The sequence below is a fragment of the Vibrio alfacsensis genome (assembly GCF_019670485.1).
Classification (GTDB): domain Bacteria; phylum Pseudomonadota; class Gammaproteobacteria; order Enterobacterales; family Vibrionaceae; genus Vibrio; species Vibrio alfacsensis.
The window spans coordinates 857,460-878,458 of the sequence record NZ_AP024165.1 but is presented as its reverse complement, the minus strand read 5'-3'; the positions used below and the strand labels follow the sequence as shown (position 1 = coordinate 878,458).

Annotated in this window: 21 protein-coding genes; 6 read left to right on the top strand and 15 right to left on the bottom strand. The window is 45.0% G+C overall.

All coding sequences use genetic code 11. The features are described 5' to 3' along the window. Positions 1-3 precede the first annotated feature (3 nt). From VA249_RS04110 to VA249_RS04095, 4 genes are all read right to left on the bottom strand, one after another. Positions 4-1,203 carry a NupC/NupG family nucleoside CNT transporter gene (locus tag VA249_RS04110; RefSeq protein ID WP_128811333.1) on the bottom strand — a complete coding sequence of 400 codons (1,200 nt, stop codon included), beginning with the start codon at positions 1,201-1,203 and terminating at the stop codon, positions 4-6. A 237-nt stretch (positions 1,204-1,440) separates the two neighbouring features. After that, a complete protein-coding gene (locus VA249_RS04105) occupies positions 1,441-2,385 on the bottom strand; it encodes a LysR family transcriptional regulator (protein ID WP_221069053.1) in 945 nt (314 codons plus the stop codon). A gap of 71 nt (positions 2,386-2,456) precedes the next feature. Beyond that, on the bottom strand, positions 2,457-3,428 hold the full coding sequence (locus VA249_RS04100) for a lytic murein transglycosylase (protein ID WP_221069052.1): 972 nt from the start codon (positions 3,426-3,428) through the stop codon (positions 2,457-2,459). 49 nt (positions 3,429-3,477) lie between these two features. Then, positions 3,478-3,759 carry a YcgL domain-containing protein gene (locus VA249_RS04095; protein WP_211919777.1) on the bottom strand — a complete coding sequence of 94 codons (282 nt, stop codon included), beginning with the start codon at positions 3,757-3,759 and terminating at the stop codon, positions 3,478-3,480. A gap of 197 nt (positions 3,760-3,956) precedes the next feature. Between VA249_RS04095 and minC the strand changes: the two genes are divergently transcribed. From minC to minE, 3 genes are read left to right on the top strand one after another with little or no spacing between them, the layout of a single operon-like run. Then, a complete protein-coding gene (minC, locus tag VA249_RS04090) occupies positions 3,957-4,619 on the top strand; it encodes a septum site-determining protein MinC (protein WP_221069051.1) in 663 nt (220 codons plus the stop codon). 17 nt (positions 4,620-4,636) lie between these two features. Continuing rightward, positions 4,637-5,449 (top strand): septum site-determining protein MinD, encoded by an 813-nt coding sequence (gene minD / locus VA249_RS04085; protein ID WP_128811336.1) that lies wholly within the window; start codon positions 4,637-4,639, stop codon positions 5,447-5,449. Positions 5,450-5,451: 2 nt separating this feature from the next. Next, positions 5,452-5,715, top strand: a complete 264-nt coding sequence (gene minE, locus VA249_RS04080) for a cell division topological specificity factor MinE (RefSeq protein ID WP_128811337.1) — start codon at positions 5,452-5,454, stop codon at positions 5,713-5,715. Between the two features lie 328 nt (positions 5,716-6,043). On the opposite strand, the gene rnd is transcribed toward minE, so the two are convergent. The 7 genes from rnd to VA249_RS04045 all read right to left on the bottom strand — a co-directional run bounded on the left by rnd (position 6,044) and on the right by VA249_RS04045 (position 13,600). Then, positions 6,044-7,162 carry a ribonuclease D gene (gene rnd / locus VA249_RS04075; RefSeq protein ID WP_221069050.1) on the bottom strand — a complete coding sequence of 373 codons (1,119 nt, stop codon included), beginning with the start codon at positions 7,160-7,162 and terminating at the stop codon, positions 6,044-6,046. An 87-nt stretch (positions 7,163-7,249) separates the two neighbouring features. Continuing rightward, the gene (gene fadD / locus VA249_RS04070; protein WP_128811338.1) at positions 7,250-8,941 is read right to left on the bottom strand and encodes a long-chain-fatty-acid--CoA ligase FadD; all 1,692 of its coding nucleotides are present in this window, start codon (positions 8,939-8,941) and stop codon (positions 7,250-7,252) included. A gap of 106 nt (positions 8,942-9,047) precedes the next feature. Continuing rightward, entirely contained in the window at positions 9,048-9,902 is an 855-nt protein-coding gene (locus VA249_RS04065; RefSeq protein ID WP_221069049.1) for an alpha/beta fold hydrolase, read from the bottom strand. A 6-nt stretch (positions 9,903-9,908) separates the two neighbouring features. Next, positions 9,909-10,466, bottom strand: a complete 558-nt coding sequence (locus tag VA249_RS04060; RefSeq protein WP_221069048.1) for a Slp family lipoprotein — start codon at positions 10,464-10,466, stop codon at positions 9,909-9,911. A 46-nt stretch (positions 10,467-10,512) separates the two neighbouring features. After that, positions 10,513-10,818, bottom strand: a complete 306-nt coding sequence (locus tag VA249_RS04055; RefSeq protein WP_221069047.1) for a chromosome partitioning protein ParA — start codon at positions 10,816-10,818, stop codon at positions 10,513-10,515. Between the two features lie 108 nt (positions 10,819-10,926). Continuing rightward, positions 10,927-11,628, bottom strand: coding sequence for a tRNA (adenosine(37)-N6)-threonylcarbamoyltransferase complex dimerization subunit type 1 TsaB (gene tsaB, locus VA249_RS04050; RefSeq protein WP_221069046.1), 702 nt, complete (start codon positions 11,626-11,628; stop codon positions 10,927-10,929). Between the two features lie 46 nt (positions 11,629-11,674). Beyond that, on the bottom strand, positions 11,675-13,600 hold the full coding sequence (locus tag VA249_RS04045; protein ID WP_221069045.1) for a DNA repair helicase YoaA: 1,926 nt from the start codon (positions 13,598-13,600) through the stop codon (positions 11,675-11,677). A gap of 216 nt (positions 13,601-13,816) precedes the next feature. On the opposite strand from VA249_RS04045, the gene purU reads away from it, so the two are divergent. After that, positions 13,817-14,650, top strand: a complete 834-nt coding sequence (gene purU, locus VA249_RS04040; RefSeq protein ID WP_128811344.1) for a formyltetrahydrofolate deformylase — start codon at positions 13,817-13,819, stop codon at positions 14,648-14,650. 97 nt (positions 14,651-14,747) lie between these two features. Here the strand turns inward: purU and VA249_RS04035 are convergent, their stop codons facing one another. After that, positions 14,748-15,344: a VOC family protein gene (locus VA249_RS04035; RefSeq protein WP_221069801.1), complete on the bottom strand. Its 597-nt coding sequence runs from the start codon at positions 15,342-15,344 to the stop codon at positions 14,748-14,750. 279 nt (positions 15,345-15,623) lie between these two features. On the opposite strand from VA249_RS04035, the gene argS reads away from it, so the two are divergent. After that, positions 15,624-17,357 (top strand): arginine--tRNA ligase, encoded by a 1,734-nt coding sequence (gene argS, locus VA249_RS04030; RefSeq protein ID WP_128811345.1) that lies wholly within the window; start codon positions 15,624-15,626, stop codon positions 17,355-17,357. 107 nt (positions 17,358-17,464) lie between these two features. Continuing rightward, complete coding sequence (locus VA249_RS04025) at positions 17,465-17,893, top strand: HIT family protein (protein WP_221069044.1); 429 nt, start codon at positions 17,465-17,467, stop codon at positions 17,891-17,893. Positions 17,894-18,080: 187 nt separating this feature from the next. Here VA249_RS04025 and VA249_RS04020 read toward each other — a convergent pair whose 3' ends face one another. The 3 genes from VA249_RS04020 to VA249_RS04010 are packed head-to-tail and all read right to left on the bottom strand — an operon-like array spanning position 18,081 to position 20,811. Continuing rightward, on the bottom strand, positions 18,081-18,311 hold the full coding sequence (locus VA249_RS04020) for a FeoC-like transcriptional regulator (protein ID WP_005426709.1): 231 nt from the start codon (positions 18,309-18,311) through the stop codon (positions 18,081-18,083). Beyond that, a complete protein-coding gene (feoB, locus tag VA249_RS04015; protein ID WP_221069043.1) occupies positions 18,308-20,584 on the bottom strand; it encodes a Fe(2+) transporter permease subunit FeoB in 2,277 nt (758 codons plus the stop codon). The genes VA249_RS04020 and feoB overlap by 4 nt, the downstream gene beginning before the upstream one ends. Then, positions 20,584-20,811: a FeoA family protein gene (locus VA249_RS04010; RefSeq protein WP_128811348.1), complete on the bottom strand. Its 228-nt coding sequence runs from the start codon at positions 20,809-20,811 to the stop codon at positions 20,584-20,586. The genes feoB and VA249_RS04010 overlap by 1 nt, the downstream gene beginning before the upstream one ends. Between the last annotated feature and the right edge of the window lie 188 nt (positions 20,812-20,999).

Here is a 20,999-nt window from a genome sequence, read left to right as displayed (position 1 = left end):
CCATTACAAGCTTAGAATCACGCCCGCAATGGATGCACTCATCAGGTTTGCCATCACGCCTGCAGCAATTGCACGAAAACCGTATTTCGAGATAAACGCACGTTTCTCTGGTACCAGTGATCCTAAACCGCCGATCAACATTGCCATGGTCGAAATGTTCGCAAAACCACACAGAGCAAATGTTACGATAGCTTGTGAGTGTGCACTTAGTTCAGACTTCACTTCCATTAATTGAATGAACGCGACAAACTCATTCACGACAACCTTGTTACCAATCAACGAACCCGCCACAACTGCTTCATTCCATGGAATACCTAATAACCATGCGATTGGCGCAAATAGGTAACCAAGTACAAGCTCGAAGCTCAGTTCCATGCCAAATAAGCCGCCAAACCAACCTAGCATGCCATTTAGCATCGCAATAACACTCACGAAAGCCAAAAGCGTTGCACCGACTGCCACTGCAATGCGCAATCCAGACATTGCACCATCGGCCATGGCTTCAACAACGTTTGTCGCACGAGGCATTTCAATCTGATCTAAATCGATATCCGGTGTTGTCGTGTCCGTTTCTGGCATCATGATCTTAGCCATTAACAAGCCTGCTGGTGCAGCCATAAATGCCGCTGCAATTAGGTAGTTAAGATCCACACCTAGCGATGCGTAGCCCACAAGAGTACCACCTGCAACCGATGCTAATCCCCCTGTCATCACAGCAAAAAACTGTGAATCCGTCATGTGCTTTAGGTATGGTTTTACAACCAACGGGGCTTCGATCATACCTACAAAAATATTGGCGGTTGCAGAGAGAGATTCGGCACGGCTTGTGCCGAGTAAACGCTGTAGACCACCGCCAATCAAGTTGATCACTTTTGGCATTAAGCCGATGTGGTACAAACCAGAAATAAGAGCAGAGAAGAAGATGATGATGCCAAGAACGTTAATCGCAAACGTAAAGCCACCAGTTGCTAGGCCACCAAATAGGAATGCAATCCCCTCTTGGCCGTAGTTGATTAGGTTAGACACCGCACCAGTGACTGCGTTTAGCGCATCTTTACCTGCAGGGACATACAGCACCAACAACGCGAAGATGATTTGCAAAGCAAATGCTAAAGATACCGTTCGAAAACGAATGTTTTTACGGTTAGTCGAAAGCAGCCATGCTACGAATAGAATGGCTACAATACCAAGAATTGAGTTCATAAAATGAATCCGACAAAAAGGGGGAACAGGAAAGGCGTCGGATTGTATAGAGTGAAAAAATTGGTGCAAGTCGGGTATGTTAACAACCTGAAAATGTTGGCTGTATATTATTTGCACACAAAAATAACTTACTGAATTACATCAAGATAAACGTTTGCATTTGCTTATTGTTTCCATATGGAAAATATGTTTCTGAAACAAGAAAAATTTTGTGATGTAAATCACTTTATGGGTTTTCTATTTCGGCAATGAAATATACGGTGCTAAACGCTGATCCCAATGACAAGGCGATCCTATCTTTTGTTTGATAAATTCAATAACAGCAGAAATCTTTTTCGGCATATGTTGACGGCTTGGATACACCGCATAAAACGGCATGGTTTGGCTCGCTCGCCAATCTGGCAACAGCTGAATCAATTTCCCCGTTCGGAATTCATCACCCAATAAGTACGTCGCAAGATACGCGATTCCCCAACCCGCAATCGCCGCATCTCGCACCGCCTCAGCCAGATCTACCGAATAGTTACCTGATACTTTCACGTTGAGATCTTGCTCGTGATTGGTAAACGCCCAACTGGTGTAATCACGCTCCCAGCTGCGGTAAATTAGACAGTTATGTTGTGACAGGTCGTTAGGCTCGGTCGGTGTGTCATGCTTCATTAAGTAGTCTGGCGATGCCGCCACAACAAATTGACTATCAGCCAAGCGCTGCGCGATATACCCCTCAGGCAAATGCTCATTGTTGGTGATCCATAGATCTAAGCCCTCTTCGAGCATATCGACTTTGTAATCGAACAAATGCACTTCTACCTGTAACTGGGGATAACGTTCTCTGAGCTCTTGAATAGCAGGAATAATGTGCAAGGTTCCGAAAGACTGCGATAGACCAAGACGTACCAAACCGGCGACTTCATCACGCTGGCTTTCCATCTCAAAGGTGGCGCTACTCACCGCTTGTACCACTTGCTGACAATGATGATAAAACGTCTGCCCCGCTTCCGTTGGCGTGAAGCTACGAGTGGTACGCTGTACGAGCTTGATACCTAAAGAAGCTTCTAACTGGCTAAGCTGTTTACTGACGTGAGAAACAGACACACCTAGGCTCTTTGCCGCGGCGGTAAAGTTTTTATGTTTGATCAACGCAGAGAAGATCACCATTTGTGCAGCACGTTCAGATAACACGCAAACCTCATTTAAAAAACAGAAAACAAAGGGCTCCGAAGAGCCCCTTTAAAATTCATAGATGCATCAAATTAGAATGTTATGCGGTCAGCTAAATGACTTACCGCTAATGCGAAGTAGTAAGAGCGATTCCACTTCATCAACACATTGTAGTTGTTGTACACCAAGTAAGTTCGACCATTTTCATCATCAGGCATGATCAGCCAAGCTTTGATATCTTCGTCCAATTTAGGAAGTGGGCTGCCATCGTATTTCGTAATACCAAGCTTACTCCACTCTTGCAGATACTTACCTTTCTCAGCTTCGCGACCTTGCAGATTATGATCGATGCCGTGTGGTACTTTTACCTGGCGACCCCATGTAAAATTGTCGTCCCAACCCGATTCGCTTAGATAGTTCGCGGTAGACGCAAAGACGTCGGCCTCTGATTGCCAGATGTCTTTTTTGCCATCGCCATTACCATCTGCGGCAAAGCGCAAAAATGAACTTGGCATAAATTGACATTGGCCCATCGCGCCCGCCCACGACCCTTTAAAACTCTCTAGCTCGATATGACCTTCATCTAAGATTTGCAGTGCTGCCATGGTCTCTTTACGGAAGAACTCCTCACGGCGACCTTCAAATGCCATGGTCGACAACGCATCGATCACACGGAAGTTTCCGGTAAACTTACCAAAGTTACTTTCCACGCCCCACAGTGCTACGATAAAACGAGGCTGCACGCCATATTCGTCACCAATGCGTTTTAACTCAGCATAGTGTTCTTTATAAAGCGATCGAGCCTGCTTTACTTTCCATTCAGGAACCGCCCTAGGAATGTATTCATCCAGAGTCAGTTTTTTCTCTGGTTGATTGCGATCGGCTTTCACTGCGCGTGGTTTATATTCCACATTTGCAAAAGCGGCGCTGATCACCTGTTCTGAAATGCCTTTATCACGGGCCTCTGCACGCAATTTATTGAGGTAGTCATCAAAGCCCTCGCTGCTTGCAAAGGCTGAAGTGCACATACCAACGCTGAGCATGGCTGCCAGTATCTTTTTCATATCGCCCTCCTTGAGCGAGGCAGTGTTCCCAGATGAGAAGCGCGAGTGATTATTCGCCTTTCTGCTGGGCTTTTTGTTCTTTGTATTTTTCTAATAGGTTTTCTGGTGGTGGTGGCAGTTGCAAGAAAAAGCCATCCGTTGTCAGTGATGCTTTCACTTTTTCGATATCAACTTGCGCTAAAGTACGACCTTCAAGTTTGATGGTCATGACCGGCATAGGCTTACCGAACATTTGCATCAGGGTGTCAGGAACTTGTGAAAAATCGTCCTTTTTCGGGATATAGAGATAAGTGCCTTCTTTTTTGGAGCTTTTATAAATAGAACAAAGCATGACAAGCCTTTTGTGCTGATTTACCCACTTTCAGTGTGGATTAAGTTGAAAACGTAAAATTCTCGCAAACTTGTTAGCAAATTTGAGATTAATTCACTTATTTGCTCACTCGAGAACTTGCTGCGTCAAAGGATGAAATATAACATGACAGACCTAGTTTAAGGCAACGCTCTTTCAATAAAGGCAAGAAGTCCACGATGACCCATTCACCAGACCTTAAAGGTAGCAGTTTTACGTTGTCAGTTTTACACCTTCCTGATAGCGAGATCGCGAAAACTGTCGAATTTTTGCAAGAAAAGGTTTCTCAAGCGCCCTCTTTCTTTGCATCCGCGCCTCTGGTTATCAATATAGCAAAAGTAGAAAGCGATATTGATTTCACAGAACTCAAGCAAGGTATCGCTGACGCAGGCTTTATTCCTGTCGGCGTCACAGGTTGCAAAGATAAACGGACTCAAAACCTCGCCTCTGAAGCAGGCTTTGCCATAATGTCTGCGAGCAAGTCTCCAGCGCAAGCCCCGGTTAAGATGGCTCCGACAAAAATCGTCCGCACACCTGTTCGTTCTGGTCAGCAGATTTATGCTAAAGATGGCGATTTAGTCGTACTGGCTCATGTCAGTGCCGGGGCCGAAGTGATAGCCGATGGTTCGATCCATATCCACGGCACCCTTCGTGGACGCGCGATTGCAGGAGCAAGCGGGCAACAAGAAGCTCGAATTATTTGTCACGATTTACAAGCTGAGCTGATTTCTATAGCAGGAGATTACTGGCTTAGCGATCAAATTGAGAGTGAGTATTGGCAAAAGAAAGTCATGATCAGTAAAGCCGAAGAATCATTACTTCTAGAAACACTCACGATTTAGTCTAAAAAGGAAATAAAATGGCACGCATTATTGTAGTAACGTCTGGCAAAGGTGGCGTTGGTAAAACCACTTCAAGCGCAGCCATCGCCTCGGGTCTGGCTCTGAAAGGGAAAAAGACTGCGGTGATCGATTTTGATATCGGCTTGCGTAACCTCGACTTGATCATGGGCTGTGAGCGTCGCGTCGTTTACGACTTTGTTAACGTAATCAACGGCGAAGCAACGCTAAATCAAGCGTTGATCAAAGACAAACGCACAGACAACTTGTTCATTCTTCCAGCTTCCCAAACACGTGATAAAGACGCACTAACAAAAGATGGTGTGCAACGTGTATTCAATGAGCTAGATACCATGGGCTTTGATTTTATCATCTGTGACTCTCCAGCAGGCATCGAGCAAGGTGCTCTGATGGCGTTGTATTATGCGGATGAAGCGATCGTAACGACCAACCCTGAAGTCTCTTCAGTACGTGATTCTGACCGTATTCTCGGTATTTTGGACTCAAAATCTTTGCGCGCAGAGCAAGGCCTAGAGCCAGTTAAACAGCATCTACTGCTTACACGCTACAACCCTGGCCGTGTTAACCAAGGTGAAATGCTAAGCGTACAAGACGTTGAAGAAATTCTGCATATTTCATTACTGGGCGTCATTCCAGAAAGCCAAGCGGTGCTAAACGCATCAAACAAAGGTGTACCAGTGATCTTTGATGAGAACACTGACGCTGGTATGGCTTACTCTGATACCGTAGAGCGCTTGCTAGGGAATCAAGTAGAATTTCGTTTCCTTACTGAGGAGAAGAAAGGACTCTTTAAACGACTGTTCGGAGGCTAGACATGTCACTATTAGAATTTTTCCGCCCACAAAAGAAATCATCGGCAAACTTAGCAAAAGAGCGTTTGCAGATCATTGTCGCGGAACGTCGTAGCCAGAATGATCCAGCGCCTTCTTATCTACCTCAACTTAAAGAGGATATTTTGAAGGTGATCAGTAAATACGTAGCGATTGACCCAAACATGGTCGATTTAACGTTTGAGCACAAAGATGATGACATTTCAGTGCTTGAGTTGAACGTGAAACTGCCAGACGATGAGAAGTAAACCACTTTTCGATTTTGCTTTAGTGTCGTCCTCTTCGTCATTCTGGACAGGGGGGGACGAGCGTGATTCAGAATCGATTACTAGTGTGCTCGGGTTGTTGATAAGAGGTTTTGAATTCAAATCAAGCTGCCAGTAGATTCCTAGTCTCACTTAGGTTCGCTGGAATGACTCAAGACCCCTTCGTCATTCTGAACAGCGAGGCACGAGCGTGATTCAGAATTGATGACTAGTGTGCTCGGGTTGTTGAAAATAGGTTTTGGCTTCAAAGCCAGTTACATATGCGTGTTACAAAAAAGGTTGGCGATAGTGCCAACCTTTTTTATTTATTTTATTTCAGAGCGCTATTCATTTTTTCACCCAGAAGTTCAAGGCGCCAGCCTTGCATCACATCGGGTAAGCGTGCTGGATCTCGGTCTTTTTTCCACACCCAACTAATAATTTGGTTTATCTGTTTTTTAGACGCTAAAAACTCAGTCGCTAAACCTGATTTTTGCGATGCAGTTTTCACTACATCTTTCATGTTCTTGAAGACTTGCTTGTAACCTGGGTAATCCATCAAACGTTCAAGTTTGGCTGGGTATTCATCCGCTGGGGTCTGCTTCGCTTGTTTCACGATGGCCGCAATTCTAGCCCCGTGGCGGTTAATCGCTCGTAAGTCGATACCCTCAGCTTCCATCTTCTTAAAACCCGTTAAACCTAAACGAGCAACCGTTAGCAAATCGCCTTCTTTAAAAATAAAGTTCAACGCTAAATCACGTTTGATAGCTTCACGGTAGCGCCACGTTGCTAGCGGCTTAAGAATCGCAAGTTCAGATGGTCTTAACTGCCAAGCTCCTTTAATATCAAGGTAGGCGTTCTCTTCATTGATGCTACGAATTCGTTTAGATACCAGTAAGTCACTTTCTTGCTGTACAGCATCCCACCAGCCTGCTTCCGTCACTTTATCAAGTAACGTCTCGTACAGGGGCATGAGGTAATGAACATCCGCCGCCGCGTAATCTAACTGCTTTTGTGTTAGTGGACGTGCCATCCAATCAGTGCGAGATTCACTTTTGTCTAACTCAACACCTAAGTACTCATTCACCAGAGTAGCAAAGCCAGTAGAGAGACCGTGACCAAGGAATGCCGCCATCAATTGTGTGTCTACCATCGGGAATGGTGTACAACCAAAGGCATTCTGGAATACTTCCAAATCTTCGCCACAAGCGTGCAATACTTTCAATACTGACGTGTCTTTTAACAGATCAATGAAAGAGGTCATGTCCGTCAGTTCTGTCGGATCAATCAAAGAAAGTTGTTTGCCATCGAAAAGCTGAATCAGACCTAGTTGCGGGTAGTAAGTCCTGATGCGGACAAATTCCGTATCGAGCATAACCACGTCTGCTTCTCTGGCTAGAGCGCAAACTTCTTCTAGGTCTTTGTTTTTCGTAATGATCTGATAATTCACATGCTTCTCGCTATAAAAAAATGCCAGCAAAACGCTGGCATTCTAACACTATTTGGCAATAAATGATTGTTGCACAAAGAAATCCGCTTATGCGCTCTTCTTCGCAAGTTCTGCGTCATTTTCTTCACGCAGTACACGGCGTAAGATCTTACCGACGTTAGTCTTTGGTAGATCTTCACGGAACTCAACCAATTTCGGCACTTTGTAGCCTGTTAGGTGTTGGCGACAATGTGCAATCACTTCATCTTTGGTCAAGCTTGGATCGCGTTTCACCACGTAAATCTTAACCAACTCACCAGAGACTTCGTGAGGCTGACCGATTGCAGCCACTTCCAATACTTTACCGTGCAATGCAACCACGTCTTCGATTTCGTTCGGGTACACGTTAAAGCCTGACACAAGAATCATGTCTTTTTTACGATCAACGATGTGCAAGAAACCTTGGTCGTCAAATTTAACGATGTCACCCGTTGATAACCAACCGTCTTCGTTGATCACTTCTTTGGTCGCTTCAGGACGCTGCCAGTAGCCTTGCATTACCTGCGGACCACGAACTTGTAGCTCACCCGTCTCTGTGTTTGCTAATGGGTTACCTTCTTCATCAACAATACGCACTTCTGTTGATGGTACAGGTAAACCGATAGAGCCATTGTACTCAACCAGATCGTGTGGGTAAGCCGCAACAAGTGGAGAGCATTCTGTTAGGCCGTAACCCTCTAACAAGTAGCAACCCGTTGTTTTTTGCCATTTTTCAGCAACAGCACGTTGAACGGCCATGCCGCCACCAACAGCAAGACGAAGATTACTAAAATCGAGTTCATGGAAATCTTCGTTGTTCACAAGTGCATTAAATAGTGTATTTACACCAGTAATAGCCGTAAATGGGTATTTCTGTAGCTCTTTGACGAAACCAGGAATATCACGCGGGTTGGTGATCAGCAGGTTGCGGCCACCCATTTCAACAAACAGCAAACAGTTCACTGTCAGTGCAAATACGTGGTACAGCGGCAGCGCAGTAACAACAAGTTCACGACCTGGAGAAAGAACCGGGCCGTAGGCACCTTTTGCCTGCATCACGTTTGCAATCATATTACGGTGAGTCAGGATTGCGCCTTTCGCCACACCGGTTGTACCACCAGTGTACTGCAAGAATGCGATATCATCGCCAGACATAAACGGCTTCACGTACTGAAGGCGACGCCCCTTGTGCAACGCTTTACGCATTGAGATTGCACCAGGAAGATCATACTTAGGTACCATGCCTTTTACGTACTTAACCACGAAGTCGACAAGCGTACCTTTCGCGCGCGGTAGCATTTGGCCAAGACTGGTTAACACCACGTGTTTCACTGGTGTATTTTCAACGATCTGCTCGAGTGTGTTCGCAAAATTAGAAACAATAACAATCGCTGTTGCGCCTGCATCATTCAATTGATGCTCAAGCTCGCGAGGCGTGTAAAGGGGGTTTACGTTCACCGCAATACAACCCGCGCGCAAAATACCAAATAGCGCAACTGGGTATTGAAGCAAGTTCGGCATCATAAGAGCAACACGGTCGCCCTTTTTCAGCTTCAGATCATTTTGCAGATAGGCAGCGAATGCTCGGCTACGCTCTTCCAATTTACGGAAGGTCATGACTGAGCCCATGTTCATAAATGCTGGCTGGTCTGCGTATTTCTGTACAGACTGCTCGAACATTTCAACCAAAGACTCATATTGCTCTGGATTGATGGTTTCAGGTACGTCACTTGGATAACGTGAAAGCCATGGTTTATCCACGATGTTACTCCTCGTTTATAACTGGCTAAAAAATAGCGTCCTTTTTATTATGGGCACTATTACAGCACAGCAAACGTGCTTGAGCACGTAACTCTCAAACACTTGTTTAAATTTTGTTAACTACACCAAGAATTCGCTCTGCGACTTCGAGTGTTTGCTCTAAATGGCAGTGATGCCCACCAGCAACGGAGACCACTTCAGGAGGGTTGGTTCCCCAATCGACTTGATGAGACTGTAGATGCTGGAATCCTTTATTTCCCAATACGATAAGGTGAGGGCAACGTATTTGGCTAGTCACCGCACTCGCATGCTCTTGTGACATACGATAAAGCGATGCACATTTCAGCCTAACATCGTGTCGCCAATACCATTGGTTGTCGCGTAATACGGTCGCACGCTCAACAATAGGTAATAGCTGCTCAGCGGTAAGGTGGTTGGCTTGCATACGTAGCTTTACCGCCAACTCTAAGGAGGCGATAGCTCGCTCTGATTTACGGCGTTGTCGCGTTCTGCTCAGTACACCATCACGCAGACGTTGCACTGCATTCGATGGAGGCTCTGCCAATGGCCCAGCTCCCTCAATTTGCACCAATGCTTCAACTTGCTCAGGAAACGCTGCACTATAACAACTTGCGATTAAAGCACCAAGAGAATGCCCTACTAAGACCAATCTGTTTGGCGACAATTCAACCAATAACTGGTGCAAATCATCAATATAGTCATGAAATGGGTAATAGTTATCGAACGATTTATGGCTAGACTTACCATGACCAAACAGATCGAGCGCCAATAAATGGAGTTTAGGGTTAAGTCGATGAATGTGAATCATCAACTCTTTGAAGCTTCCAGCATTATCCATCCACCCATGAAGAAAAACGACTGAAGTGTCAGTCGTTTTTTCGTTTCCGATTTCAAGTGCAGCCATCGTCCCACTTGGTAACGTGAAATAGCGTTCATTCATCTCGGATTATTTCACCTGTTTGATCACCTTGCCATCTTGTGGAAAATCATTTCGCCACATGCGGCAGTTAATGGAATAACATGGATAGTAATAAGTTGGGGTATCGTACATTCGCACACGTTCTTCTATCTTCCATAAGCGATATCCATCACCTTGGATAATTGGAAAAACATAGCGATGCTCACCAATTCGACCTTGTTCTTCCCCTGCGCCTTTACCAACGACCGTAATAAGTCGTCCCTCACTAAAAGCAACGGGTTCCAAATAGCCATCAAAATAAACCGCGAAACGACCTGTTGGCTCTTGATTGAAATCCGGCTTACCTGATTTGTTGATCGGAAGGTTAACGATCTCCAGACGAGTTTTGTTTTGTAGATTCTCAACATTCGCGATAACGCCACCGAGGCGAACATCCGTCGTCGCCTGACCTTGCTTCTGAGCGAACACTTTATAATCCGTCACAACCTGCTCAGTACTCGCATTTAATTCTTCAGGAAGTGAGCTGCAAGCAGATAACCAAAAAGCGGAGACAACCACCAGTAAAATACGTCCAGAAAACTTCATAAAACCTCGCTATGTTACCCCGCCATATTTATGGTGTTGAGGTGCTTCACACATAGATATCGACACCAAGCAATTGAGCAAGTTCCTCTTTTTTCGCTCGATTCATAACGTCCATATACTCTTCCATTGCTTTACGTGCCTGCCCCTCTGGTAAATCATATTGCACTTGAGCACGGTGAATTTGCGATTCGTCTACTTGTTTTATGGAATACGCGACAGCGTTCGCCACTTTCGAGGGTTGACCAACACTCTGCTTATCTTGCGCTTTCTTTACCTGCCCCTTTTTACCGACTTTATTGGTACGATTCGCACCGGGTATTAACGCAGGAGGTAAACCATTGATAGACGCCATAACACTCCATAAAAAGACAAGGCATTCGCCCTGTATTATTTATATGAAAACTAAGTTTTGATAAAGATAAAGTCTTGATAAAAATAAAGTTTCGATAAAAAAATAAGACTACTCGCGACCCGGAAGTTTTTTCCACGTCACATTATCACGCAAGTAAACCGGACTCGATTCTTCAACTGGCACGGTATTGCCTTTCTCGAGTTCCTGCTTAGCAAGAATCACGATATCTTGCGAATCAGGGTAAAGCACATCACACCCCGTTAAATTGAATGGCAGTTTGCCAAGGTCTTCTTGATAGGCATCCCAACCAGTACCCGCTTTAGTCCACGTTTTGTCGTCCGCTTGCGCTTCTTCTGCTAGACGGGCTGGTGGAATCACGCATTCTGAATCTACACCTGTCCATTCACCGTTCTCTTGGCGAGTGTAACGAGCCCAGTAAACCTCACTCATACGCGCATCAATAGCGACAGCTACATCTGTCGCACCGTGCAGGCGGTAACTAGCTTGCGCCATCGCAGCCAATGTCGAAATACCAATCATTGGTAGGTCAGCACCAAATGCTAAACCTTGTGCGATACCAATTCCGATACGAACGCCAGTAAAGCTGCCTGGACCACGACCAAACGCCAATGCGTCTAGATCTTGTAGAGTCAGACCCGCTTCTTTCAGTACTTCGTCTACCATAGGCAGTACTTTCTTAGTATGGTCACGAGGAGCAACCTCACTGCGTGAAATCACTTGGTCATTAACCAGTAGCGCAACTGAACAGTTTTCAGTTGCTGTATCGATAGCAAGAATTTTTGCGCTCATGTAACTCTCTACAATTCTTCTTTGATTTATTAATGCCACAGCACATTTAGTCTGTGACAGATTGTTCTGTTTTCAGGAATGTCTTTATTCGTTCCAAATCCCGAGTCCTTGGAATTGGCGGTAAACTGCCGAGGAAGATGCCACCATAATCACGCGTCACCAAACGGTTATCACAAATGATTAACGCTCCACGGTCTTTTTGGTCTCGAATCAAACGTCCTACCCCCTGCTTTAACGTGATGACCGCATCAGGGATTTGTACTTCTGCAAATGGCTCTCCACCACGTAATCGACAGTCTTCGATTCGGGCTTTGAGTAGCGGATCATCAGGGGCAGTAAACGGCAATTTATCAATGATAACACAGCTCAGCGCATCACCTCTAACATCGATCCCTTCCCAGAATGCACCAGTCGCCACCAGCAGTGCATTACCCAGTTCCATAAACTCGGCAAGGGTCTTTTGTTTACTCATCTCACCTTGCATAAGCACGGGTAGATCGAGCACTTCTCGGAAACGCTCCCCAAGCTCACGCATCATGCTGTGCGAAGTACATAGGAAAAAACAACGACCATCATTTTCTTCAATGACCGGCGCAAGCATTCGCACCAGTTTATCGGCTAAACCCGGGCTATTGGGCTCTGGCAAATAACGCGGTACACACAGGCGAGCTTGCTGCTCGTAATCAAAAGGAGACGGTAACGAGAACTGCTGCTTAGGCTTCAGGCCCAATCGCTCAGTAAAATGCTTAAAGTCACCCGACACCGCGAGAGTTGCCGAGGTGAATATCCACGCACCTTGCTTGATTTCGATTTGCTCATGAAACTTATCCGCTACTGAAAGCGGAGTAATGTGCAAAGCAAAATGACGTGGTGAGGTATCATACCAATAGGAATAACCGGTAATATCCACATCACACACGCGATCAATACGCCCTTTGATCAGGTTCGCTCGTTCAAAAGCAGTATCTAGCAATTGGCTTCGGCCCAAAGCCAACTTCAATACATCAATCGCCAAATCTAAGCTGTCGATTAAACGCACCAATTCCCGCTTGATAGACCCCGATTGCATGGCTTCTCGCCAGTTGCCCCGAAAACCAGGTTCACCAAGAACAATGCGCATATCCATCGCACTTTGCATCAATTTATCGCCCACCTTTTGCAGTTGACGCATGTCTTTTGCTTCGGTGCGATAGGCGATTTCGATGTCTTTCGCCAGTTCATGAACTTGACGACTCGACACGGTTTGACCAAAGTACTCGCTCGCAATATCTGGCAACTGATGCGCTTCATCAAAAATGAACACATCCGCTTCCGGGATCAATTCACCAAAGCCCGTTTCTTTGATCGCCAGATCGGCCAAAAACAGATGATGGTTAACGACTACGATGTCGGAATCCATCGCGCGTTTACGTGCTTTCAAAACAAAGCAATCGGTGTAGCTTGGACAGTCTTTGCCTAAGCAATTGTCGTTGGTTGATGTAATAGTAGGAATGATCAAACTGTCTTCAGGCAAATCCTCACAGTCGCCTAAGTCGCCGGTCTTAGTTTCCGATGACCAAGATCGTACTTTGACCAGTTGGGTCAATAATGTAGGGTCTGATTCATTGGTATGGCTTTCAACCATCTGTCGGCTTAGTCGATCCAAACACAAATAGTTGGAGCGCCCTTTTAACAACGCAACTTGTCCATAGAACCCAAGCGCACGCACCATTAACGGTAAATCGCGATGATACAACTGCTCTTGTAAGTTTTTTGACCCTGTACTGATGATGACTTTTTTGCCACTCAGTAGAGCAGGCACAAGGTAAGCAAAAGTTTTGCCTGTCCCCGTTCCGGCTTCAACCACTAGCTGAGTTTGTTCCTTGATCGCTTGACTGACCGCTTCTGCCATATCAATTTGCGGCTGGCGAGCTTGAAAGCCCGGAATTGCTTTGCCCAAAGCGCCTTCAGAAGAAAATGTTTTTGCGACCATGCCTGAGATCTATTGAGAAAAATTGCCGTGAGTATATCAGACGTTTAAGAGTGACATCAGCCTGCAAACGACCCGAAGATGCCTCAACACTGATAATTTGTTGAAACCATAGCAAGAATAGATTATTTATGAAGTCAGATTGCAGTACGATTTATACAACCAAACTGAGTATGTATGTCGTAAGCGAATATATTAATGCAAGGAAGTATCTGACTTATGGAAAAGAAAACACTGTTAACCCACTGCAGCGATGCTCCGGGTTTGATCTCAAAAATTACCAATATTTGTTATAAACATCAGCTAAATATCGTTCACAACAGCGAGTTTGTTGATAATACCAGTGGGCACTTTTTCATGAGAACGGAGTTGGAGGGCTACTTCAACGATCAAACATTTCTTGCTGATTTAGACCAAGCCTTACCCCAAGGTGCTAAACGTCGCCTATTGGGTTCTCGTCGTAAACGTATTGTTATTCTCGTGACAAAAGAAGCACATTGTCTGGGTGACATTCTGATGAAGACCTATGACGGTAGCCTCGATGTGGAAATTGCAGCCGTTGTCGGTAACTACGATAAACTTCAAGGTCTTACTGAGCGCTTTGACATCCCATACCACTACGTAACACACGAAGATCTTTCTCGTGAAGAGCATGAACAGAAAATGATGGAAGTCATCAGTCAATATGAAGCAGACTACTTGGTATTGGCCAAATACATGCGTGTTCTAACCCCAACGTTTGTGGAAAAATATCGTCATAAAATCATCAATATTCACCACAGTTTCTTACCGGCATTCATTGGTGCGAAACCATATCAACAAGCCTATGATCGCGGCGTAAAGATCATCGGTGCAACGGCACATTTTGTCACTAACGACCTCGATGAGGGTCCGATCATTAAACAAGATGTTATTCCCGTTGATCACACATTCAGTGCTCAAGATATGGCGCAAGCAGGCCGAGACGTAGAGAAGAATGTATTGAGTAAAGCATTAAACAAAGTGCTCAATGACCATGTTTTTGTTTACGGAAACAAGACGGTTATTCTCTAAACATCTAACGTTTAAATACAAAAGGGTTGCAGTGCTCAGCAACCCTTTCTTCTATCTAGTCGTTCAAGAACTATCTAGTCGATCAAAAGCTCGCTTATTAAACCTGCTCAGACTCCACAATACGTTTGAGTGAATGCGGGTGTAACTTGATGCAAATACCTTGATACTTAAATGCAACCGTAGGGTTGTTTAAGCGCTCGCCCTCTCCTTTCGGACTCGATAGTTTGATCTTTACGCCCATCTCTTCCAACTGTTCATAGCGCTCACCAAATGCAGGGTAAGTGTGTTTCAGGTCAGCTAAAAAATCGTCTGCTGTTTCAGCATGGGATGGAATCACAAACTCCACATGTTCCCAACTCTCTGCTGGGTATGATTTACCCTCGGCAGGGTATGGAAGCTCTAAACACTCAATCTTCCAACCGCGGCTTTCCAATGCTTGTTCAAATGCAATAACAACAATTGGACGGCCATTGATTTTAGCTTGAGAAATCACTTTTCCATGTTGGCTCCAAGCTTGATGCGCTGCTTTTGCAGTCTCAGCATCATTAATACGAAGTGCAATATGATCCGCTTGAGCAAAACTTAGATCCAACCTCAGCATCGAAGCCAAGTTTTCTATCTTTGCCATAAAAGCATCGAGATCTTGAATCATTAATTCTGGTGTTAAACGTTTTTCAATAAGTTGAGTCGTCATCATGGCTCTCTATTAATAAGGCTGCTGTTTCTTTACTTTGCGCGCCATAGTAAACCTAAAATGGCCGATACCCAAACGACTTAAAACGAGTAGATTTGACGCATTGCCTTGGATTCTAGCGTGAACATTTCCATTCAATCGAAAAAGTCTAAAATTCCCCAATTCCTCTCTGTATGAAAAGCAAGAAAGTTGTTATCATTACCCCCATTTTTGTGAACTCCAACAGAACTCGGCACTTACTTTTCCGGGTTCTTCGTCCTTGAATTGAAGGAAACGCGTGTGAATATCCAAGCACTTATTAATGACAAAGTATCTCAGGCTCTTGAAGCCGCTGGCGCACCTGCAGGCAGCCCTGCAGCCGTTCGTCAATCAGCGAAGCCACAATTTGGTGACTACCAAGCAAACGGCGTAATGGGCGTTGCTAAAAAACTGGGTACTAACCCTCGAGAGTTTGCACAGAAAGTACTGGATGTTCTAGACCTAGATGGCATTGCGAGCAAAACAGAAATCGCAGGCCCTGGTTTCATCAACATTTTCCTAAGCGAAGAGTTCCTAGCAAAGCAAGCTGAAGCAGCACTTGCTGACTCGCGTCTTGGCGTAGCGGCAGAAGAAGCACAAACCATCGTTGCTGACTACTCTGCACCAAACGTTGCTAAAGAAATGCACGTGGGTCACCTACGCTCAACCATTATCGGTGATGCGGTAGTACGTACTCTTGAGTTCCTAGGTCACAAAGTGATCCGTGCGAACCACATCGGTGACTGGGGTACTCAGTTCGGTATGCTTATTGCGAACCTTGAACGTGTGCAACAAGAGTCTGGCGAAGTTTCTATGGAACTGGCTGATCTTGAAGGTTTCTACCGTGAATCGAAAAAGCTCTACGATGAAGACGAAGAGTTTGCAGTAAAAGCTCGCGGCTACGTAGTGAAGCTGCAAAGCGGTGACGAGTTCTGTGCAGAGATGTGGAAGAAGCTGGTAGACGTGACCATGATCCAAAACCAGCGTAACTACGATCGTCTAGACGTGTCTCTTACGCGTGATGACGTAATGGGCGAAAGCATGTACAACGACATGCTACCTAAAATCGTAGCAGATCTTAAAGCACAAGGTCTTGCAGTTGAAGATGACGGCGCACAAGTTGTTTTCCTAGAAGAATTCAAGAACAAAGACGGCGAAGCGATGGGCGTTATCGTTCAAAAACGCGACGGCGGCTTCCTATACACCACAACAGACATTGCTTGTGCGAAATACCGTTATGAAGAACTCGGCGCAGATCGTGTGCTTTACTTCATCGACTCTCGTCAGCACCAGCACCTAATGCAAGCTTGGACTATCGTTCGTAAAGCAGGTTACATCCCAGAATCTGTTTCTCTTGAACACCACGCGTTCGGCATGATGCTAGGTAAAGATGGTAAGCCATTCAAGACTCGTGCGGGCGGTACGGTTCGTCTAGCAGATCTTCTTGATGAAGCAGAAGTTCGTGCAGCGCAGCTGATCGAATCTAAGAACCCAGAACTGGCTGAAGACGAGAAGAAAGCGATCGCAAATACTGTTGCAATGGCAGCGGTTAAATACGCAGACCTTTCTAAGCACCGTACAACTGACTACGTGTTCGATTGGGACAACATGCTAGCGTTCGAGGGTAACACTGCTCCGTACATGCAATACGCTTACACTCGCGTAGCATCTATCTTCGCAAAAGCTGGCGTGTCTATGGATGAGCTACAAGGTGAAATCAAGATCACTGACGAGAAAGAAAAAGCGCTTATCGCAAAACTTATGCAGTTCGAAGAAGCGGTTCAATCTGTCGCTCGTGAAGGTCAACCACACATCATGTGTAGCTACCTATTCGAACTAGCAGGTCAATTCTCTAGCTTCTACGAAGCATGCCCGATCCTAGTTGCTGAAGACGAAGCAGTAAAACAAAGCCGCCTGAAACTTGCAGCACTAACAGCGAAGACCATCAAGCAAGGTCTGTCTCTACTAGGTATCAATACTCTAGAGCGCATGTAAGAAACGAATCAGAATTCGATATAATTAGAAAGGTTGACGTGAAAGCGTCAACCTTTTGTTTTATCTGACGTATACTGATTTCATCCAATTCAAACCGGACAATAATAATGAGTTTTGAACTGCACCCTCAATTAGCAAAAGATACCACTGTCATTGGTCACTTCCCGCTTTGTGTGGCCCTTCTGCATAAAGACAATGCCGTACCGTGGGTTATCTTGGTACCGAAACGTGCAAACCTAAAAGAGCTGCACCACTTGCCAATGCAAGAGCAACAGCAGTTTTTGCTCGAATCTCAAGCGGTAAGCCAAGCACTGGAAGCGACATTTCGTCCTGACAAGATAAACCTTGGTGCTCTAGGCAACATGGTGCCACAACTGCACATTCACCACATTGCTCGCTTTAAAGATGACATTGCATGGCCAGGGCCGGTTTGGGGCAACACCAAAGGTGAATTCCGTAAAGAAGAAGAGCAAAATGAAATGCTTGGCCGTATTAAAAACGTGCTGTCACTGAGTTCTATTTTCCAAAAGGCCTGAGTTACACCAATAGTTTTGAACATCTGTTCATTAGTACTAAAAACTGATCTTTAAGAGTACATAACTGGTCATTCTGACTTGTTATCACCAGAGCTCAAAAAAACAGCCAAAGAAAAGCCGCATCATTACTGATGCGGCTTTGTCGTTTTTACGTGATGACTTTTTACGTGACTAATTTTGATAGTCGCTACATGGTCACTGTCAGAGATAGACCATCTTGCTTGGTCACCGAGTAGCGTACTCGAGTCACGTCATGAGCTTTATTGGTGTCGACTAGACGGCTAATTTTACCCTTTTTAATCCACACACTTAGCATTGCGTCGGCACCATCTTCACTCATCCCAAACTGCTTAGCCAGATCTGACTGGGAGACGGTTCCTTTGTCTGCAATGTATTGATAAAGCTCTTTTAAAATCATACGACTTGCACCTCTAGTGCACCTTGTTGTTTCTTGCCAATTCGCTTAAATACGCGGTAAGTACCAAGGAAGATTGCCACGATCACCGCGATCCAAATACCACTGGTGATTGGACTATCTGCAAAATGCGTCAACTGGTTGTAAAACGTTGCACATAGGTACGCGAGGCCCATTGTCCATACCGCAATAAAGCGTGCGAACTTATGACCGAATTCACGTACGTAAGCCCCCATCGCCGCCACACATGGTGTGTACAATAGGATAAAGATCAAGTAAGCAAAAGCTGCATTGCCAGAAGCAAACTGAGATTTGATATTCCCGAAGATAGAAGCATCGACTTCTTGATCTTCCGCGACTGCGTTTGAGTCGGTTAGGTCACCCACTTCAATGCCCAATGGATCAGAGTAGCTCAAACCAGCAAGGTTTTCAGGGATACTCATTACCGCCTCCTCTAGGCTAGCCATTAGATCAAACTCCGCTTCTTCGCCATCACTTGGTGTGGTGTATAAGCTATTAAGCGTGCCGACTACCGCTTCTTTTGCGAAGATACCAGTAATGATACCAACAGTCGCAGGCCAATTGTCTTCTTGAACGCCGATTGGTGAGAATACAGGAGTAACGACTTGTGCTGCTTTAGAAAGCACAGAGTTTTCACTGTCTTCGTTGCCAAAGCTTCCATCCATGCCAAGAGAGTTTAAAAAGCTGAGGATCGCAACCACAACGACGATTGTTTTACCTGCGCCTAGCACAAAACGTTTCAGTTTTTGCCAAGTCTTGATCACAACGTTTTGCACTGTTGGTAGTTCGTAGTCTGGCATTTCCATCACTAGCGTATCACTGCTACCAGGGTAAAGCGTATGCTTAAGAAATAGACCAGTAAAGATCGCAGCGACGATGCCAAGCAAGTAAAGTGCAAATACGATGTTTTGACCAGATCCTGGGAAGAATGCCGCTGCGAACAGAGCGTATACAGGCAGACGTGCTCCACATGACATAAATGGCGCCATTGATGCAGCCAGTTTACGTTCACGCTCTTGGTCTAGAGTGCGAGTCGCCATGATTGACGGCACGTTACAACCAAAACCAAGAACTAGCGGTACAAATGCTTTGCCCGGTAGGCCGATTTTCTGCATCACTTTATCAAGCACGAATGCTGCGCGAGCCATGTAACCTGAACTTTCAAGCACGGCTAGGAACAAGTACAAACATGCGATCACCGGAATAAAGGTAGCAACCGTCTGGATACCACCACCGATACCATCAGCGATAATCGTCACTAACCAAACAGGTAGATGACCGTCTAAAAGATGGTGACCACCATCAACCAATAGAGCACCGACGCCAATATCGAAGAAATCAATGAACGCACTACCAATATTGATAGAGAACATGAACATCAAGTACATCACAACAAAGAAAAATGGGATGCCCACCCACTTATTCAAGATGAACTGGTCAAGTTTTTCAGTAACACTTCTACTTAGCTTGCCTTCACTACGACGAACTTTTTTGCACTCTTCATGAAGATGCGTGTATTTAGTATCAGCAACATGCAAATCGACATCAAGTTCAAGCCCAACAATCGCGTTTTCAACCACATTACGATCAGCATCGGACATACTATTTAGGACTAGAGCATCTTTCTCTAGTGCACGAATCGCCAAAGCACGATGAGAAACAGTTTGATCATTAAAAAGATTAGAGACGTTATCGATCGCCGCTTCCATCTGCTCGCCATAGTTCAATGACACATCTTTAAGAGCAACACCTTGAACGACAGATTTATGTAGCTTCTCTTTAAACTCAGCAACTTGTGCTTTGTTAGTTGCAGACAAACTCACCACTGGGCAGCCCAATGTCTTTTCTAGTTCTGCAATGTTGATGACTTGGCGTTCACGCTTAAGCGCATCCATTTTGTTCAACACAACAATCATCGGACGACCAAGCTCGCGCAGTTGTAGCGTCATATATAAGCTGCGCTCAAGGCTCGTGGCATCGACAACGTTGATGATCAGATCCGCTGGATGAGTCAGGACCGCTCGTGATGCGATAGACTCGTCAATACTATTGCTATCATTACCGCTATCTAGAGAGTAAATACCTGGAAGATCTGTCAGTAAAAAGTCATCACCTGCGTGCTTAAACTGACCCGTTTTCTTTTCTACCGTTACGCCAGCCCAGTTACCTACCTGCTGCTTAGCACCAGTCAGTCCATTGAATAATGTGGTTTTACCACTGTTTGGGTTACCGACTGTAAGAATTTGGTATTGCATTATGCGCGCTCCACTTCGATGTTTTGTGCAATAGCTTCACGCAGCGCAACTGAAACGCCACGCACTTCGACTTGCAGTGGGTCCCCCATTGGAGCTCGTCGAATAACTTTCACTTCAGTATTAGGAAGTAAACCCATTACCATCAGCTTTTTTCTAACATCGGAAGTCAAACCTTCCAAAAGTCGAATCGTTGCTGTTTCGCCAGGCTTAATCTCTGATAACTTCATAACGGCCTTCAATAGTAGTGAAAATGATAAATATTATTATTAAGAATAATATCCAATCTTACTCTTCCGTGCACTAATATTCATTGTGTGAAATCAAAGATTTTACGAATGATTTAGTAAAACAACTCGTCAAAATCGTAAATAAAAACCTCGTTACTTTTGTCAAAATTAACATTAAATCAAACTTT

Bases quoted from the DNA above. Each gene is read 5' to 3' on its own strand.
- VA249_RS04055 (WP_221069047.1), bottom strand. From the start codon at position 10,818: ATGGCGTCTATCAATGGTTTACCTCCTGCGTTAATACCCGGTGCGAAT.
- feoB (WP_221069043.1), bottom strand. From the start codon at position 20,584: ATGCAATACCAAATTCTTACAGTCGGTAACCCAAACAGTGGTAAAACC.
- VA249_RS04025 (WP_221069044.1), top strand. From the start codon at position 17,465: ATGAGTTTTGAACTGCACCCTCAATTAGCAAAAGATACCACTGTCATT.
- purU (WP_128811344.1), top strand. From the start codon at position 13,817: ATGGAAAAGAAAACACTGTTAACCCACTGCAGCGATGCTCCGGGTTTG.
- minC (WP_221069051.1), top strand. From the start codon at position 3,957: ATGACCCATTCACCAGACCTTAAAGGTAGCAGTTTTACGTTGTCAGTT.
- VA249_RS04110 (WP_128811333.1), bottom strand. From the start codon at position 1,203: ATGAACTCAATTCTTGGTATTGTAGCCATTCTATTCGTAGCATGGCTG.
- VA249_RS04095 (WP_211919777.1), bottom strand. From the start codon at position 3,759: ATGCTTTGTTCTATTTATAAAAGCTCCAAAAAAGAAGGCACTTATCTC.
- VA249_RS04065 (WP_221069049.1), bottom strand. From the start codon at position 9,902: ATGAATGAACGCTATTTCACGTTACCAAGTGGGACGATGGCTGCACTT.
- VA249_RS04035 (WP_221069801.1), bottom strand. From the start codon at position 15,344: ATGACGACTCAACTTATTGAAAAACGTTTAACACCAGAATTAATGATT.
- minD (WP_128811336.1), top strand. From the start codon at position 4,637: ATGGCACGCATTATTGTAGTAACGTCTGGCAAAGGTGGCGTTGGTAAA.
- VA249_RS04020 (WP_005426709.1), bottom strand. From the start codon at position 18,311: ATGATTTTAAAAGAGCTTTATCAATACATTGCAGACAAAGGAACCGTC.
- minE (WP_128811337.1), top strand. From the start codon at position 5,452: ATGTCACTATTAGAATTTTTCCGCCCACAAAAGAAATCATCGGCAAAC.
- VA249_RS04045 (WP_221069045.1), bottom strand. From the start codon at position 13,600: ATGGTCGCAAAAACATTTTCTTCTGAAGGCGCTTTGGGCAAAGCAATT.
- VA249_RS04010 (WP_128811348.1), bottom strand. From the start codon at position 20,811: ATGAAGTTATCAGAGATTAAGCCTGGCGAAACAGCAACGATTCGACTT.
- VA249_RS04100 (WP_221069052.1), bottom strand. From the start codon at position 3,428: ATGAAAAAGATACTGGCAGCCATGCTCAGCGTTGGTATGTGCACTTCA.
- VA249_RS04060 (WP_221069048.1), bottom strand. From the start codon at position 10,466: ATGAAGTTTTCTGGACGTATTTTACTGGTGGTTGTCTCCGCTTTTTGG.
- tsaB (WP_221069046.1), bottom strand. From the start codon at position 11,628: ATGAGCGCAAAAATTCTTGCTATCGATACAGCAACTGAAAACTGTTCA.